Source organism: Streptomyces sp. NPDC039465 (assembly GCF_055639315.1).
In genome coordinates this window covers 140352-154339 of sequence record NZ_JBVKAP010000002.1, presented here as the reverse complement: position 1 = coordinate 154339, position 13988 = coordinate 140352, and the positions used below count along the sequence as shown (strand labels likewise).

Annotated in this window: 12 protein-coding genes; 1 reads left to right on the top strand and 11 read right to left on the bottom strand. The window is 72.0% G+C overall.

Features of this window, described 5'->3' with window-relative positions; translation table 11 throughout:
• Positions 1-2: 2 nt before the first annotated feature.
• Positions 3-1517, bottom strand: a complete 1515-nt coding sequence (gene hutH, locus ACZ7LT_RS06930) for a histidine ammonia-lyase (RefSeq protein WP_471234939.1) — start codon at positions 1515-1517, stop codon at positions 3-5.
• Positions 1518-1561: 44 nt separating this feature from the next.
• On the bottom strand, positions 1562-1816 hold the full coding sequence (locus tag ACZ7LT_RS06925; protein WP_471234938.1) for a hypothetical protein: 255 nt from the start codon (positions 1814-1816) through the stop codon (positions 1562-1564).
• Between the two features lie 50 nt (positions 1817-1866).
• On the opposite strand from ACZ7LT_RS06925, the gene ACZ7LT_RS06920 reads away from it, so the two are divergent.
• Entirely contained in the window at positions 1867-2796 is a 930-nt protein-coding gene (locus ACZ7LT_RS06920) for a [LysW]-aminoadipate kinase (RefSeq protein WP_471234937.1), read from the top strand.
• Between the two features lie 19 nt (positions 2797-2815).
• On the opposite strand, the gene ACZ7LT_RS06915 is transcribed toward ACZ7LT_RS06920, so the two are convergent.
• The 9 genes from ACZ7LT_RS06915 to ACZ7LT_RS06875 are packed head-to-tail and all read right to left on the bottom strand — an operon-like array spanning position 2816 to position 13986.
• Positions 2816-4339 (bottom strand): serine hydrolase domain-containing protein, encoded by a 1524-nt coding sequence (locus ACZ7LT_RS06915; protein ID WP_471234936.1) that lies wholly within the window; start codon positions 4337-4339, stop codon positions 2816-2818.
• 55 nt (positions 4340-4394) lie between these two features.
• A complete protein-coding gene (locus tag ACZ7LT_RS06910; RefSeq protein WP_471234935.1) occupies positions 4395-7697 on the bottom strand; it encodes a non-ribosomal peptide synthetase in 3303 nt (1100 codons plus the stop codon).
• Positions 7694-8785 (bottom strand): M20/M25/M40 family metallo-hydrolase, encoded by a 1092-nt coding sequence (locus ACZ7LT_RS06905; protein ID WP_471234934.1) that lies wholly within the window; start codon positions 8783-8785, stop codon positions 7694-7696. The genes ACZ7LT_RS06910 and ACZ7LT_RS06905 overlap by 4 nt, the downstream gene beginning before the upstream one ends.
• 14 nt (positions 8786-8799) lie before the next feature.
• Positions 8800-9825, bottom strand: a complete 1026-nt coding sequence (argC, locus tag ACZ7LT_RS06900) for an N-acetyl-gamma-glutamyl-phosphate reductase (protein WP_471234933.1) — start codon at positions 9823-9825, stop codon at positions 8800-8802.
• Positions 9825-10688 carry a RimK family alpha-L-glutamate ligase gene (locus ACZ7LT_RS06895; RefSeq protein WP_471234932.1) on the bottom strand — a complete coding sequence of 288 codons (864 nt, stop codon included), beginning with the start codon at positions 10686-10688 and terminating at the stop codon, positions 9825-9827. The genes argC and ACZ7LT_RS06895 overlap by 1 nt, the downstream gene beginning before the upstream one ends.
• Positions 10685-10849 (bottom strand): lysine biosynthesis protein LysW, encoded by a 165-nt coding sequence (locus ACZ7LT_RS06890; RefSeq protein WP_471234931.1) that lies wholly within the window; start codon positions 10847-10849, stop codon positions 10685-10687. The genes ACZ7LT_RS06895 and ACZ7LT_RS06890 overlap by 4 nt, the downstream gene beginning before the upstream one ends.
• Entirely contained in the window at positions 10827-11843 is a 1017-nt protein-coding gene (locus ACZ7LT_RS06885) for a transketolase family protein (RefSeq protein WP_471234930.1), read from the bottom strand. Before ACZ7LT_RS06885 ends, ACZ7LT_RS06890 begins: the two co-directional genes overlap by 23 nt.
• A complete protein-coding gene (locus tag ACZ7LT_RS06880; RefSeq protein WP_471234929.1) occupies positions 11840-12697 on the bottom strand; it encodes a transketolase in 858 nt (285 codons plus the stop codon). The genes ACZ7LT_RS06885 and ACZ7LT_RS06880 overlap by 4 nt, the downstream gene beginning before the upstream one ends.
• Entirely contained in the window at positions 12694-13986 is a 1293-nt protein-coding gene (locus tag ACZ7LT_RS06875; protein ID WP_471234928.1) for a DegT/DnrJ/EryC1/StrS family aminotransferase, read from the bottom strand. The genes ACZ7LT_RS06880 and ACZ7LT_RS06875 overlap by 4 nt, the downstream gene beginning before the upstream one ends.
• Positions 13987-13988: the final 2 nt, after the last annotated feature.

Below are 13988 nucleotides of genomic sequence, written 5' to 3'. Positions count from 1 at the left end.
GCTCACCAACTCAGGCCGAAGCGGTCGATCCATTCCTGGGCCCGGGTCGTGACGAACTCGCGGGCGATCTCCATGTCCTCGTTGAGCACCCGGTCCTCGCCGAGGGAGGGGACGACCTCGCGGAACGCCTTGAGGATCTCGGCGGCGGGCTGGGAGGCTTCGAGTTCGGCGTTCATCTCGACGGCCTGGGCCGCGAGCATGAGCTCGATACCGAGCACGTACTCGGTGTTGTCGAGGATCTCCAGGAGCTTGAGGCCGGCGGTGCCGCCCATGCTCACATGGTCTTCCTGCAGCTGGCAGGTGGGGATGGTGTCGACGCTCGCCGGGTGGGCCAGCGTCTTGTTCTGGTTGACCAGGGCGGCGGCGGAGTACTGGGCGACCATGAACCCGGAGTGGAGGCCGGGGTTGGAGGTCAGGAAGTCGGGCAGGCCCCGGGTGCCGGAGAGCAGCTGGTAGCCGCGCCGTTCCGAGATGCTGGCCAGCTCGGCCACGGCGATCGCCAGCGAGTCCATCGCCATCGCGGTCGACTCGCCGTGGAGGTTGCCCCCCATGAGGACCTTCTCCTCCTCGGCGAAGAAGAGGGGGTTGTCGGAGACTCCGTTGCATTCCTCCTCGATGACCTCGTGGGTGAACCGGATCATCTGGCGCGCCGCCGCGTGGACCTGGGGCAGGCAGCGGAAGGAGTACGGGTCCTGACGCGACTTGTTGCACGTCGACAGGGAGTCGTGGTTGCTGCCGGCGGTGAGGGTGCGGAGGTTGTCGGACACCAGCCGCCGGTGCACGTTGAGCGAGGTGCTGTGGTACAGGTCGTCGTAGAACGTACTGCCGCAGCTGAACGCCTGGAGGCTCAGCGACGCCACCACGTCGGCGCAGGCCGACAGCTGCCGGGCGCGGTGCACGGCGCTCGCGGCGATGGCGTTGATGTACTGCACGCCGTTGGTGAGGGCCAGTCCGTCCTTGGAGCGCAGACGGATCGGCTCCAGACCGGCTTCGTCCAACGCCGTACGGGACGCGACGAGTTGGCCCTTCCAGTGGACCTGGCCGAGCCCGAGCAGGGGCAGGGACATATGGGCGAGCGGGGCGAGGTCGCCGCTGGCTCCGACGGTGCCCTTGGCCGGGATCGCGGGGATGATCTCCGCGTTCCACAGCGCGAGCAGTGCCTCGACCGTCTCCAGGGAGACTCCGGTGCGTCCGCTGCGCAGGGTGAGCAGCTTGTTGAGGACCACCAGGCGCGCGATGTCCTCGTCGATCGGCTCGCCGACGCCGCAGGCGTGTGACAGCACGTGGTTGTACTGGAGTTCCTCGACCTGGGAGGGCTCCACCCGGGTCTCGCACAGGGACCCGAAGCCGGTGTTGACGCCGTAGACGTGCTCGTCTCCGCGGGCGAGGACGTCCACGAACTTCCGTCCGGCGAGGATCTGTTCCCGTACCTCCGGGGACAGTTCGATCTGCTGCCGGGTGCGCGCGATCTCGATCAGCTGGGAAAGCTCATAACGGTCCGCCGTAAGCGTGTGCATAACTCCCCGAAGTTTTTGGTCCCACCGCGTCGTCCGTGCGGGGATCAGCCGCGAAGGCTCTTGCGAACCGTCTCCGATTCGGCATCCCAGTCCGGCACTTCGAACGCCAGTTCATCACGACAGAAATCTCGCCAGGCTGCCGAGTCGTCTGCATGGAGGATTTCCGCGTCCACCATCGGATCGGCTCGGACGGTCAATGATTCATCGATGAATACGAGTGAATCCGGGTCGCCTTTTCCCGGCCATCCGGGAAAGCGATTCAAGGTGCGGGCCTCATACGCTCGATAATAGATCGGCACCTTCAGGAGGCTAACAACCGTACGCTCCTGTCCGCAATAGAAAGATCGATGTGACCTACCTCACAGGCCCGGTTTCCGGGTCTCGTCCGCCGATATCGTTCCCAGACGCCGGCCACTTCACGGGAACGTCGTTCACGAAGGGTCAGAAATTGTCTTCAACTCCAGCACTCACGGTAGTCAAATGCGGCGGCAGCGATGCCATCGACCCGGTCTCCTTATGCGCGGACGCGGCCGTTCTTCGGCGCCGTGGCGAACGCGTCGTCATCGTCCACGGCGGAGCGGCGGAAATCGCGCGGGTGGCCCATGAAATGGGGGTTCCGCTCCGGGAAATCCAAGCCCCCGACGGCATGGTCAGCAGATATTCGGACGCGGCTCTCGTCGACGTGCTCACCCTCGCCATGGCCGGCCGCGTGAAGCCACGCTTCCTGCGCGCCCTCGCCGCCGAGGGGATCCCCGCCGTCGGACTCACCGGGCTGGACGCGGCGGTCGTCCGCGCCGCCCGCAAGGGCCCGCGCCGGTCGGTGGAGAACGGACGCGTCCGGCTGATCAGGGACGACCTCAGCGGGCGCATCGGCGAGGTCGATCCGACCGTCCTGCACACGCTGCTGCGTGACGGAGTCACCCCGGTCCTCTCCCCGCCCGCCCTCGGTGACGAGGGCGGGCCGCTCAACGTCGACGCCGACCGGATGGCCGCCGCCGTCGCCGCGGCCCTCGGCGCCGACCGTCTGATCCTGCTCACCGCGGCACCCGGCCTGCTGCGCGAGGTGTCGGACGAATCCACCGTCCTGACCAGGTACGCCCTGCCCGCGGAGGGCCCGGCCCCGCACGCGGCGAGCGCCGGCATGCACCGCAAACTGCTCGCCGCCCGTGAAGCCCTGCTCGGCGGCGTAGCCCAGGTGCGGATCGCCGACGGCCGGGTGCCGGACCCGCTGACCGGCGCGCTGGCCGGCGCCGGAACGGAGCTCACGCTCGCGGGGTGACGGCCACCGCCCGGCGGGCTCATCCCGGGGCCGGCGCGGGTGCCTCCGGCGCCCCGCGCCGCGCCCCGGCCAGGGCCACGACCCGGACCGACAGCACCGCCGCGCAGCACAGCCCGGCCACGGCGACCAGCACGCTGAGCGCGGGCCAGACGTACGCCGCCTCCAGCCGGGACAGATCCACGCCACCGCCCGCGAGGCTCGCGACCTGCGGAAACCACATCAGCACGGCGACGGGCACAAGCAACGGCAGCAGCCGGACCACCGGGATCCACACCGGCCCGCCGGCCCGGAGCCGCGCCCAGCGCCGGGCGCGCGCCACGCCCCGGACGGCAAGGACCAGCACCCCGACCGTCAGCGCGGCCAGGAGCACATCGGCGTACACCCGGCCCGGCCCGCCCGCCTCGGGCTGCCGGCCCTCGACGAGCGCCACCACCCCCTGCGCCAGCGGGTAGGCGTCCGTGACGGTCAGCACGAACCCGCCGTTGGTGAGCACGGCCACGCCGTACCCCTCCTCCGGCAGGAGCACGGCCTCCGCGCTGAACGTGAAACACGCACCGCCGTGACCGAGCTGCGGATTCTTGCCGTCCGGCCGCCGGAACTCCCATCCGAGCCCGTACTTTCCCTGTTTCCCGGACGGCGTGTGCATCAGCCGCACCGATTCCGCACCGACAATGCGCACACCATTCGCGGCCACTCCGTCGTTGTTCTGCACCGCCAGCCACTTCGCCATGTCGTCGGCCGTGCTGATGATGTCGGCGGCACCCGCGAGATACCATTCCGGCTCCGCCATGGCGATTTCCGCCCCGTAGGCGAAGACATGTCCTTCGGATACCCCCGGAAACCCATTCCGGGTGGTTTCGGCAGTGGTCGTGTTCTTCATCCCGACGCGGTCGAAAATATTCCGTTCGAGATAGGTCCCGTACTTCTCGCCGCTGACCACCTCGACCAGCCGGGCGAGCACATGGAAATTTGGGTTGTGGTAGTGGTAGGCGCTTCCCGGATCGCTCGCCAGTTTCGCCGACCGTAACCTTCCGACGGCCTCCTCGGTGGAACGCGGCTGTTTCTCCCGTTTCTCCGCGAAGGTGCCGTCCGACATGCCGGAGGTCTGGTCGAGCAGCTGTCCGACCGTGATGCGGGCACCCCGCGGATCGTCCACCGTGAACGCCGGCAGATAGTCCCGCACCGGTCTGTCGAGAGAGACCTTGCGCGCTTCGACGAGCTGCATCACGGCCAGCGCGGTGAACGTCTTGCTCAGCGACGCCACCGGGAAACGGGTGGACCCGCCGACCCGCTTCCCCTCCGACGTCGTGCCGTACCCGGACACATGCAGCGTCCGGTCGCCCTTCGTCACGGCGACGGCGGCGCCCGGCAGACCGGTCCGGTCGAGGTAGTCGCGGACATAGCGGTCGACGGCGGCGCCGTCGAACGTGGCCGTGCTCTCCGCCGCGACGGCCGCGCCCGGAGCCCACCACGCGCCGAGCACGAACAGCACGGTCAGTACGAGCGCAGCGCCTGGGCGTCCGGCCCTGCGGGGATGGAGCATGTCCGCCTCTTCACCTGTCGGTTCGGATCGGTGGCCGTGGGCCAGCGAAGGGGGTTCAGGGTGCGTACGGGGCGAGATTCCGGCTCACCTCGGCCTCCGGCATCGCCTCGATGCGGTCGAGGGTCTCCGCCAGCACGCCCGGCGCGACCCGCGCGATCAGTTCCTTGTGCAGCAGCTGCGCCATCCGCTCCACGGTGGCCGCCCCGGAGAGCAGCGTCGCGAGAGGGAGGTCCACACCGCTCGTCTCCCGGACGCGGGCCAGCAGCCGGGCCGCCGCCAGCGAATGGCCGCCGACGCCGATGAAGTCGTCCCGGACACCGACCCGTTCGACGCCGAGCACCTCCGCCCACACGCCTGCCACCCGCTCCTCGAGCGCGGTGCGCGGAGCGAGGAACCCCTCACCGTGCACACCGTCCGGGCTCACCGGGGGCAGCGCCTTCCGGTCGGTCTTCCCGTTGGCCGAGACCGGCAAGGACTCCAGGACGCGCAGAGCGCCCGGAACCATGAAGCCGGGCAGCCGCTCCGCGAGGAACGTGCCCAGCGCGGCGGGATCCGTCGTCCGGTCCGCGCAGACCGCGTACCCGGCCAGGTACGTCTCGCCGGCCGGGTCGGTCCGCGCGACCACCGCGGCGGCCGTGACATCGGGGTGTTCCCGCAGTACGGCCTCGACCTCGTCGGGCTCGACGCGCTGGCCGCGGATCTTGACCTGGGTGTCCAGCCGGCCGAGGTACTCGAAGGTGCCGTCGGGCAGTCGACGGGCCCTGTCCCCGGTGGCGTAGAGCCGCTCCCCGGGAGCGAAGGGGTGGGCGACGAACCGCTCGGCCGTCAGGTCGGGCCGGTCGTGGTAGCCGCGGGCCAGCTGGACCCCGCCGATGTACAGCTCGCCCGCGACGCCCGCCGGCAGCGGTTCTCGGTGCCGGTCCAGCACATGCAGCTCGACACCCGGGACCGCGGCGCCGATGGGGATGCGGCCGGGCGGCACTGGCGCGGTGACCTGGTGGGCGCTGACATCGATCGCCGCCTCGGTGGGCCCGTAGAGATTGTGTAGTTCGGCGCCGGGACAACGGTCCAGGAAGGACCGGGCGAGGTCGGGCGTCAGCTCCTCGCCGCTGCACAGCACCCGCCGCAGATGCGGGTGCGGCTGGGGCGGCCACTCCAGGAACACACTCAGCATGGAAGGGACGAAGTGACACAGGGTGATCCGCTGCTCGTCGAGCAGCTGGTGCAGATGGCCGGGGTCGCGGTGACCGCCCGGCTTGGTGTGGACGAGCGTCGCCCCCGTCACCAGGGGCAGCAGCAGCTCCCAGACCGAGACGTCGAAGCTGACCGGCGTCTTGTGCAGGACCCGGTCGGCCGCCCCGACACTGTGGAGGTCGCGCGCCCAGCGCAGCCGGGACGCCAGACCGGCATGGGTGTTGACGGCCCCCTTCGGGTGTCCCGTCGAACCGGAGGTGTACAGCACATAGGCGGCCTGCTCGCCCCGCAGCGCGACAGCGGGTCGCGTCTCGGGGGCTTCGCCGATCCGCCGGTCGCCCACGTCGACGAGCGGTGTGTCCGGGGCGCACGGCCGTAGCGCGGAGAGCCGGTCGGCCGAGGTCAGCACGGCGCTGGGCCGCCCGTCCGCCAGCAGCCGGCCGACCCGCTGGGCCGGGAGGTCGGGGCCGATGGGCAGGTACGCGCCGCCCGCCTTGAGGATGCCGAGCACCGCGACGCTCAGGTCGGCCCCCCGGTCCAGACAGACCGCGACCCGGTCCTCGGCGCCGACGCCGAGCCCGGCAAGGTGGTGCGCCAACCGGTTGGCGGCGCGGTCCAGCTGACGGTACGTCATGGTCTGGCCGTCAGGGTCCACGACTGCGTCCGCGTCCGGGGTGGCATCCGCCTGCGCCTCGAACCAGGCGGGTACGAGCGGCCCTTCGGCGACCGGCAGCCCGGCGCGGGCCTCCCGCACGATCCGGTCGCGCTCCTCGGCGCTCAGCAACGGCAGCCGTGACACCGCACGCTCCGGGTCGGCGACGCCTTCGTCCAGGAGCCGCAGCCAGGCGTCGGTGAACCGCCGGGCAGTCGCCTCGTCGAACGGGCCGGCCGCGTGGACCACCCGGCCCTCCAGCGACCCGTCCGGCAGACGCCGCAGCCGTACGTCGAGCTCGGCCCGCGCGTGCGGCGCCAACGGCACGATCACGTCCTCGTCGACGGGTGCGTCGTCCAGCGTCATCAGATGCCGCAGGAGCGGCTCGGCGCCGCCCGTGGGCGCGGCGGCGCGTGCGATCCGCCCAAGGGGAGCGTCCCGGAACTCCACCGCCCGCCGCCACTCCGTCTGCAGGCGCTCCACCAGCGTGCCGAACCCGGGGTCCCCGCCGAGGTCGACACGTAACGGCAGCACCACCGTGAAGGGCCCGACCACGCCCGGTGGGGCGGTCCTGCCCCCGGTCTCCGTACCGGTCAGCACCCGGCTCTCGCCCGACCAGCGGGCGATCACCGACGCGAAACCGGCCGCGAGCACCGTGAACGGCGCCACCTCCCGCCGCTCGGCGAAGCGCTCCACGCGCCGTACGAGCGCGGCGGGAACGCGCATCGTCACGTGGGCGGTCGGCGTGCCCCCCTCCCGTGTCCCCCGGATCCCGTGGGCGGGCCTGGCCGGGGCCGCGTGGGCGAACACGTCTCGCCAGTGGTCCGCCGCCGCGCCGTCCGAGGGCTCTTCGGGGGATGACCACACGGCGGTCGCTGGCGGGGCCGGCGCCGGATCGACCTCCTGCCCCGCGCTCAGCAGGACGTACGCCTGCTCGCACTCCCGCAGCAGGATCCGCAGCGAGGGTTCGTCCACCGCGACCCGGTGCGCGACGAGCACCAGCGCCCACCGCCCGCCGGGGAGGTCGCGGAGCACCAGCGCCCGCAGCAACGGGGGACGCGACAGCTGGACGGCCGGCCAGGTCCCCAGGTCGTCCAGGTCCGTCGGCAGCGGGCCGTCGACGACCTCCACCAGCGCCTCGGGGGACTCGGGGGACTCGGTGGCGACCGTGAACTGCCGCACCTCACCGCCCGCTTCCTGCCGCACTCCGGTGCGCAGGACCGGATGCCGGTCGCACACCGTGCGCAGGGCCGCGCCGAGCGCATCCAGGTCCGGAGCGCCCTCCTTGCGAGCCGCCACCGCCAGCAGCCGCGCCTGACCGGCCCCCAGCAGATCCAGGAGCCACTCCCGTTCCTGCTGCCAGCCGGCGGGCGAGCCGGGGGAGTGGTCCCCCGACGGCGCGTCCACGCCCTGCGACCGCGCGTGCAGCCGCATCAGCTCCAGCGTGAGCAGCGCCCTTCTCCGGGCGCCCAGACCGGCCAGGCGGCGTGCCACGGTGCGCGTACCCCTCATCCTTCCGCCTCCTCTTCGGTCAACTGGAGCCGGCTGAGCGTGGTGAGCGCGCCGGCCAGCACATTGATGCCGCGCAGATACTCGTCCAGATGGATCCGTTCGGCGTCGCTGTGGTCCAGCTTGCTGTCGCCGGGTCCGTAGGTCGCCATCGGTACGTTCCAGACCTCGGCCAGGGTGTTCATGTCGGAGGTGGCCGTCTTCACCTTGCTCCGGGGCGTGCCGCCCTGTTCGCTGATCGAGCGGCACAGGGCGCGTACGACCGGATCGCTGCGCGGTACCCGGCACGCCGTCACCGCGTTGAGCACGTCCACCGTGCCGGCCGGCAGGCGCCTGCGAAGCTCCGCCGACAGCCCTTCGATGTCGAAGCCCGGTGGGATACGGACGCTGAACTCGGCCACGGCGGAGGTGAGCCCGGCCTCGATCGAGACGAGCGTGGCGCCGGGGGTGTCGAAGGTCAGGTGCGAGGCGTCCGGGCCCAGGATGTCGAGGAGCTCGGTCCAGGCGAGCGCGGCCAGCTCGGAGGCCTTCGGGCGGGGATTGCTCGGATGGGTGGCCTCGCACTCCACCCGGTACAGCAGATCCAGCTTGCCCTTGTAGCCGATGGCGACGCCGGACCAGCCGCTCGGTTCACCGATGATCACCGCGTCCGGTTTGGGGTGGCTGCCGCGCAGGTGCATCGCGCCGCGCGAACCGGGCGTCTCCTCCTCCACGGCTCCCACCACGACCACCCGCCCGCGGAAGTCCCGCGCCCTGACGGCCGCGCAGATCATGGCGGCCAGCGGTCCCTTGGCGTCGACGGCGCCCCGCCCGTGCAGCCATCCGTCCTCGATCCGCACGGGTACGGTGCCGGACACCGTGTCCATGTGACCGACGAGCATCACCGTCGGCCCCGGCCCCCGGTCGATCTCCCCGATGACGTTGCCGACCTCGTCCAGACGAGCGTCGAAGCCCAGCGCCCGCAACTCACCGACGAGGTGCTTGGCCAGCTCGGCCTCCGCGTACGACACGGAGGGGATCTCCAGCATCGACTTGAGCAGCGCGGCGGCGTAACTGTCGTCGGCCGCGCCGTCGCGGTACGTTCCGTCCATCCGCCTCTCCCCGCTCACACCGGATGCAGGCCGGGGAACTCCAGCCCGAGATGTTCGGGCCAGCCCTGCCGTACGTTGAGGCATTGCACCGCGTTCCCGGCGGCGCCCTTCATGAGGTTGTCGAGCGCGCCGACGGCCGTGACCGTGCCGTCCTCCTCGTCGACGGCGTAACCGACGTCGCAGTAGTTCGTACCGGAAAGGATCTTGGGTTCGGGGAGGCGGTAGGTGCCGCGGCGGTGGGCGACCACGCGGACGAAGCGTTCGTCCGCGTAGGCCCTGGTGAAGGCGGCCCGCACGGCCGCCGTGCCGGTGCCCTCGGTGAGGGGAGCGCGGCAGAGCACCTGCACTCCGCGCACGGCCTCGACGCCGGTGGCCGACATCCGTACCCGCCGGCCGATCTCCTGGGCCACCTCGGCCTCATGGCGATGGCCGAGCGGCGCGAACACCCGCATGGCCCCGCTGCGTTCGGCATGGGTGTTGGCGGGGCCGGCGGTGGCGCCCGAACCGCTCGATCCGGTGCGCGCGTCGACGGCGACGGGCCCGTCGAGGAGTCCCGCGGCGGCCAGCGGATGGAGGGCGAGCACGGCGGCGGTGGCCATGCAGCCGGGCACGCTGATCCGGTCGGCCGCGCGGATCCGGTCGCGGTGGAGCTCGGGCAGTCCGGTGGCGAAGGTGCCGAGCAGCTCCGGGGCGGCGTGCGGCATCCCGTAGTAGTGGGCGAACCGCTCGGCGTCGCGCAGCCGGAAGTCGGCGGACAGATCGATCAGGCAGCGGCCCAGGGACAGGTACTTCTCGATCCCGCCCATCACCTCCGTGTGCGGCGCCGCCACCAGCACCACGTCGTGGCCGCCCAGCGCGGACGGCGGGACGAAACGCAGATCGGTCAGCCCGCGCAGATTCGGGTGCGCGCCGTCTACCCGGCGTCCCGCGAGCCGCTCGGAGGTGACCGCCGCGACGGTGACCCGCGGGTGGCACAGCAGCAGCCGGAGCAGTTCGCCCCCGACGTAGCCGGATCCGCCGACGATCGCCACGTCCACCATCAGCGCCCCACGGCCAGCAGATGGTCGACCATACGCGCGGCGACGTCCACGTCGTCGCCCAAGGCGCTCTGGAGTCCGGCGAACTCCACCCGGTCGTTGACCTCCAGCACGTACATGTTCCCGTCCCCGTCCTCGATCAGATCCACGCCGCCGATGTCCGCCCCGGTTGCCTCGGCCGCGGCGAGCGCCAGCTTGGTGATGTCGTCCGTCGGCGTGCAGCGCCTGACGGTTCCGCCGCGTGCCACGTTGGTACGCAGGTCCTCGCCGACCCGGTAGGTGGCGCCGACGACCTCGTCGCCGACCACGAGCACCCGGAGGTCCCGCCCCGGCTTGTCCACCAGTTCCTGCACATACACGTGGTGCTGGTGGGGCGAGGGAAGCGCGGCGATGTACTCGAGGACGGTGACGGCGGTCCGGCGGTCCGGCACCGGCGTCACGAGCCGTCCCCACGATCCGACGAGCGGTTTCACGACCGCCGGGTACCCCAGGGAATCCAGCGCCTCCAGGGCCGCCTCGGGCGTGAGCGCCAGCGCCGTACGCGGGACGGGCACACCCGCCGCGCGCAGCGCCAGCGTGGTCCGCCACTTGTCGCCGCACACCTCCGCGGCCTCGGCCCGGTTGACCACCCGGGCGCCGCGCGCCTGGAGGGTACGTGCCGCCTGGACGGCCCGGCTGTGTCCGATCTCGCGGTTGAGCACGGTCGCCCAGGGGCTCGGCGTACCGTCCGCCGCGGACCACAGGCGCCGTGCGTCGACGTGCACCGGATCGGCGCCGCGCCGCCGCAGCTCCGTCAGGAGACGCTTCTCCTCCACCCGCACGCGCGACGCGACGACCGCGACGGCTCCCCCGTCCCCAGGGCTCATTCGCCCCAGTCCTCCTCGACCTCCGGCGCGAGGGCGAGCAACGGCGGCTCCTTGCCGACGACCTCCAGCTCACTGCGGCAGTCGGCACAGTCGACGACCTCGTTGAGGTGCACCTCGCCGGTCAGCACCACCGGGGCGTCACACTCGGGGCAGATCCACATCCGGACCGTTCTCCTTCCGATACGGCACGACGCCCACGGCGCCGTGTTCCGACAGTGCGCGACGGACCTCGCCGGCGATTGCGGCCGCCGTGATTCCGGCTCCGTCGAGCAGTTCCTCCTGGGTCCCGACGACCCGTACGAAGTCGTCGGGCATCCCGATCCGCAGCACCCGGCGGGGCGCGGATCCGGCAAGTACCTCGGCGACGGCCGAGCCGAGCCCGCCGGTCCGCCAGTGCTCCTCGACGGTCACGACCAGCGCGGCCCCGTCGACGGCCGCCGACAGGCCGTGCTCGTCGAACGGCTTGAGCGTGTGCGCGTGCAGCACGGCGGTGTCGATTCCGGCGGTGGCCAGCCGCTCGGCGGCGGCCAGCGACCGGGCCACGGCCAGGGGCCCGGTGGACACGATCACCACGTCCCGGCCGGGACGCAGGGTCTGGAGCCGGCCGAGGACCGGCTCGTCCGCGTCCGGCAGCGGCGGCGTCGCCTTGCGTCCCAGCCGTACGTACACCGGTCCTGGGCAGTCGGCCAGCTGCCCGAGGAGCGAGACCAGACCGCGGGAGTCGCCCGGCACCACCACCGTCATATGGGGCAGGGCCCGCATGACGGCGAGGTCCTCCAACGACTGGTGGGTCGGACCGAGATGGCCCGACGACACGCCCCCGTGGGTCGCCACGATGCGCACCGGCAGCTGGTTGTAGGCGATGTCGATCTTCACGGCCTCCAGAGCGCGGGTGGCCGCGAAGGTCGCCATGGTGTGGACGAACGGGATCCGCCCCGAGGCCGCCAGACCGGCGGCCACACCCATCATGTTCTGCTCGGCGATCCCGACGTTCACATAGCGGTCCGTCGCCTCCTCGAAGTCGACCCCGGCGAACAGGCCGGTGTCCGTGTCGAGGGCGACCAGCCGCGGATCGTGACGCATCAGCCGCACGAGTTCGTCGCGGTAGACATGGCGGGTGGCCGGGTTCGCCTCCGCGGGCCGTGCCTCACTCATCGGCGGGCCTCCCCTGCGGCGTCCAGCGCCCGGTGGGCCCGCAGCGCGATCCTGGCCGGCAGCGTGGCGTAGTGACTGGAGGTCTTTCCGGCGGCGAAGGGCAGGCCCTGCCCCTTCACCGTGCGGGCGATGACCACGGACGGCCGGCCCGGCACGAAGGGAGCCGCGTCGAAGGCCTCGGCGAGCCGGGCGTGGTCATGCCCGTCGACCTCACGGACCTCCCAGCCGAACGCACGCCACTTGTCCGCCAGCGGCTCCAGGGCGCAGGTGTCCTCGGTGGCACCGGCCAGCTGAAGACCGTTGCGGTCGACGACGGCGATCAGATTGTCCGCGTTCTGCGCGGACGCGCACATGGCGGCCTCCCAGGAGGATCCTTCCTGCAGTTCGCCGTCGCCCAGCAGGACGAAGGTCCGGCGTCCGGTGCCGTCCAGCCGGGCGCCCAGGGCGAAGCCGAGGCCCAGGGCCAGCCCGTGCCCCAGGGAGCCGGTCGGCATCTCCACCCCAGGGACCTCCCGCACCGGATGCCCCATCAGGGGCCCGGCCGACGTGCCGTATCCGGCCAGCCGGTCGGCGGGGAAGAAGCCGCGCTCGGCCAGCGTGGCGTACAGGCCGATCGCGCCGTGCCCCTTGCTCAGGAGGAAGACGTCGCGCCCGGCCCAGTCCGGGCGGCCGGGATCCACCCGCAGCGTCCTGAAGTACAGGACCGTGAGGATGTCCGCCATGGACAGGGAGCCGCCCAGATGCCCGCCCTCCGGCCCGGCGCACATGTCCACGATGTGGTGCCGGATGCGGCGCGCGTGCTCGGCGAGCGTGTCGAGGGAGTCCACCGCGTGCGGTGCGTCCGCCGTCGTCATCGTGCCCTGGCCATCTGCGCGACGATGTCGAGATTGCTCCACACCTTGTCGAAGGCGTCCGCGTAGAGCTGGAGTGCGGGGCCCGCGTCGGGATGCAGGTGACGTTTCTGCAGGGTCAGGGAATCCTCGACGACGGCGCGCGCCGTGCGGCAGTGGGCCTGCGGAGGCTCCTCGGCGGCGGCCCAGGGGTAACCGCGGCCGAAGCCCGTGCGCTCCGTGAAGACGGTCTGCTCCGGCAGCGGCATGAGCTGGTAGCGCGAGACCGGGACGCCCTCGGCCCGCAGCAGCCGGTGCACGACCCGGCGGAAGTCCGCGGGCGCCACACCCTCCAGACCCGCCGCCGCGGAGTCGAGGCGGAAGCGCAGGATGTGCCAGGCGTGCGTGCAGCCGTCGGCCACCGTGGGAACGGTCAGCCCGGGCAGCTCCGCGAGCCGGGCGAGGAACTCCGGCACATGGCGCCGGCGCGCCGCCTCGTAGTCGTCGAACCGGTCCAGCTGGGACAGGGTGAACGCGGCCTGCACCGCGTTCATCTTGTAGTTCCAGCCCAGGCGGTACGACACGTAGTCACGGTCCTTGCCGGGCGTGATGACCTCGCCGAACTCCCGCGACATCCGGGCCGCCGCGGCGGTGTCGGCGTCGCGTACGGTGACCAGTCCGCCCTCGCCGCAGGTCGGCAGGTTCTTGGTGACCTGGAGACTGAACACGCCCGCGTCGCCCAGGGAGCCGACGGGACGTCCCCGCCAGCTCGCTCCATGGGCCTGGGCGGCATCCTCGACGACCGCCAGTCCGTGCCGGCCGGCGAGGGAGCCCAGGGCGTCCATGTCGGCCGGGTGGCCGTGCAGATGCACCGGCAGGATTGCGGCGGTGCGCGGCGTGATCAGCGCCTCGACCGACGCCGGGTCGAGGGTGAACGTCACCGGGTCCACGTCCGCGAAGACCGGGACCGCCATCTGGTGCAGCGGTGCAAGCCCGCTGGCGATGAAGCTCAGGGACGGCACGATCACTTCGTCACCCGGACCGATACCGAGCGCCGCGAGCGCCAGGGCGAGGCCGGTCGTTCCGTTGGAGGTGGCCACACAGTGGTCGACCGCGCACCGGCGCGCCCAGCTCTCCTCCAGCAGGCTCACGGCCGAAGGCCCGTCGACGTCGGACACGAACCCGCCGCCGTCCAGGACGGCGAGCACGGCCTTGCGGTCGTCCTCCGTCACCACAGGCCAGGGGAACGAACGCTGTTCACGGGGGACCAGAGCGGCGCCACCGAAGGCGGCGAGCTTCGTCGGATTCCTCACGC

Bases quoted from the DNA above. Each gene is read 5' to 3' on its own strand.
- hutH (WP_471234939.1), bottom strand. From the start codon at position 1,517: ATGCACACGCTTACGGCGGACCGTTATGAGCTTTCCCAGCTGATCGAG.
- ACZ7LT_RS06915 (WP_471234936.1), bottom strand. From the start codon at position 4,339: ATGCTCCATCCCCGCAGGGCCGGACGCCCAGGCGCTGCGCTCGTACTG.
- ACZ7LT_RS06910 (WP_471234935.1), bottom strand. From the start codon at position 7,697: ATGAGGGGTACGCGCACCGTGGCACGCCGCCTGGCCGGTCTGGGCGCC.
- ACZ7LT_RS06905 (WP_471234934.1), bottom strand. From the start codon at position 8,785: ATGGACGGAACGTACCGCGACGGCGCGGCCGACGACAGTTACGCCGCC.
- argC (WP_471234933.1), bottom strand. From the start codon at position 9,825: ATGGTGGACGTGGCGATCGTCGGCGGATCCGGCTACGTCGGGGGCGAA.
- ACZ7LT_RS06895 (WP_471234932.1), bottom strand. From the start codon at position 10,688: ATGAGCCCTGGGGACGGGGGAGCCGTCGCGGTCGTCGCGTCGCGCGTG.
- ACZ7LT_RS06890 (WP_471234931.1), bottom strand. From the start codon at position 10,849: ATGTGGATCTGCCCCGAGTGTGACGCCCCGGTGGTGCTGACCGGCGAG.
- ACZ7LT_RS06885 (WP_471234930.1), bottom strand. From the start codon at position 11,843: ATGAGTGAGGCACGGCCCGCGGAGGCGAACCCGGCCACCCGCCATGTC.
- ACZ7LT_RS06880 (WP_471234929.1), bottom strand. From the start codon at position 12,697: ATGACGACGGCGGACGCACCGCACGCGGTGGACTCCCTCGACACGCTC.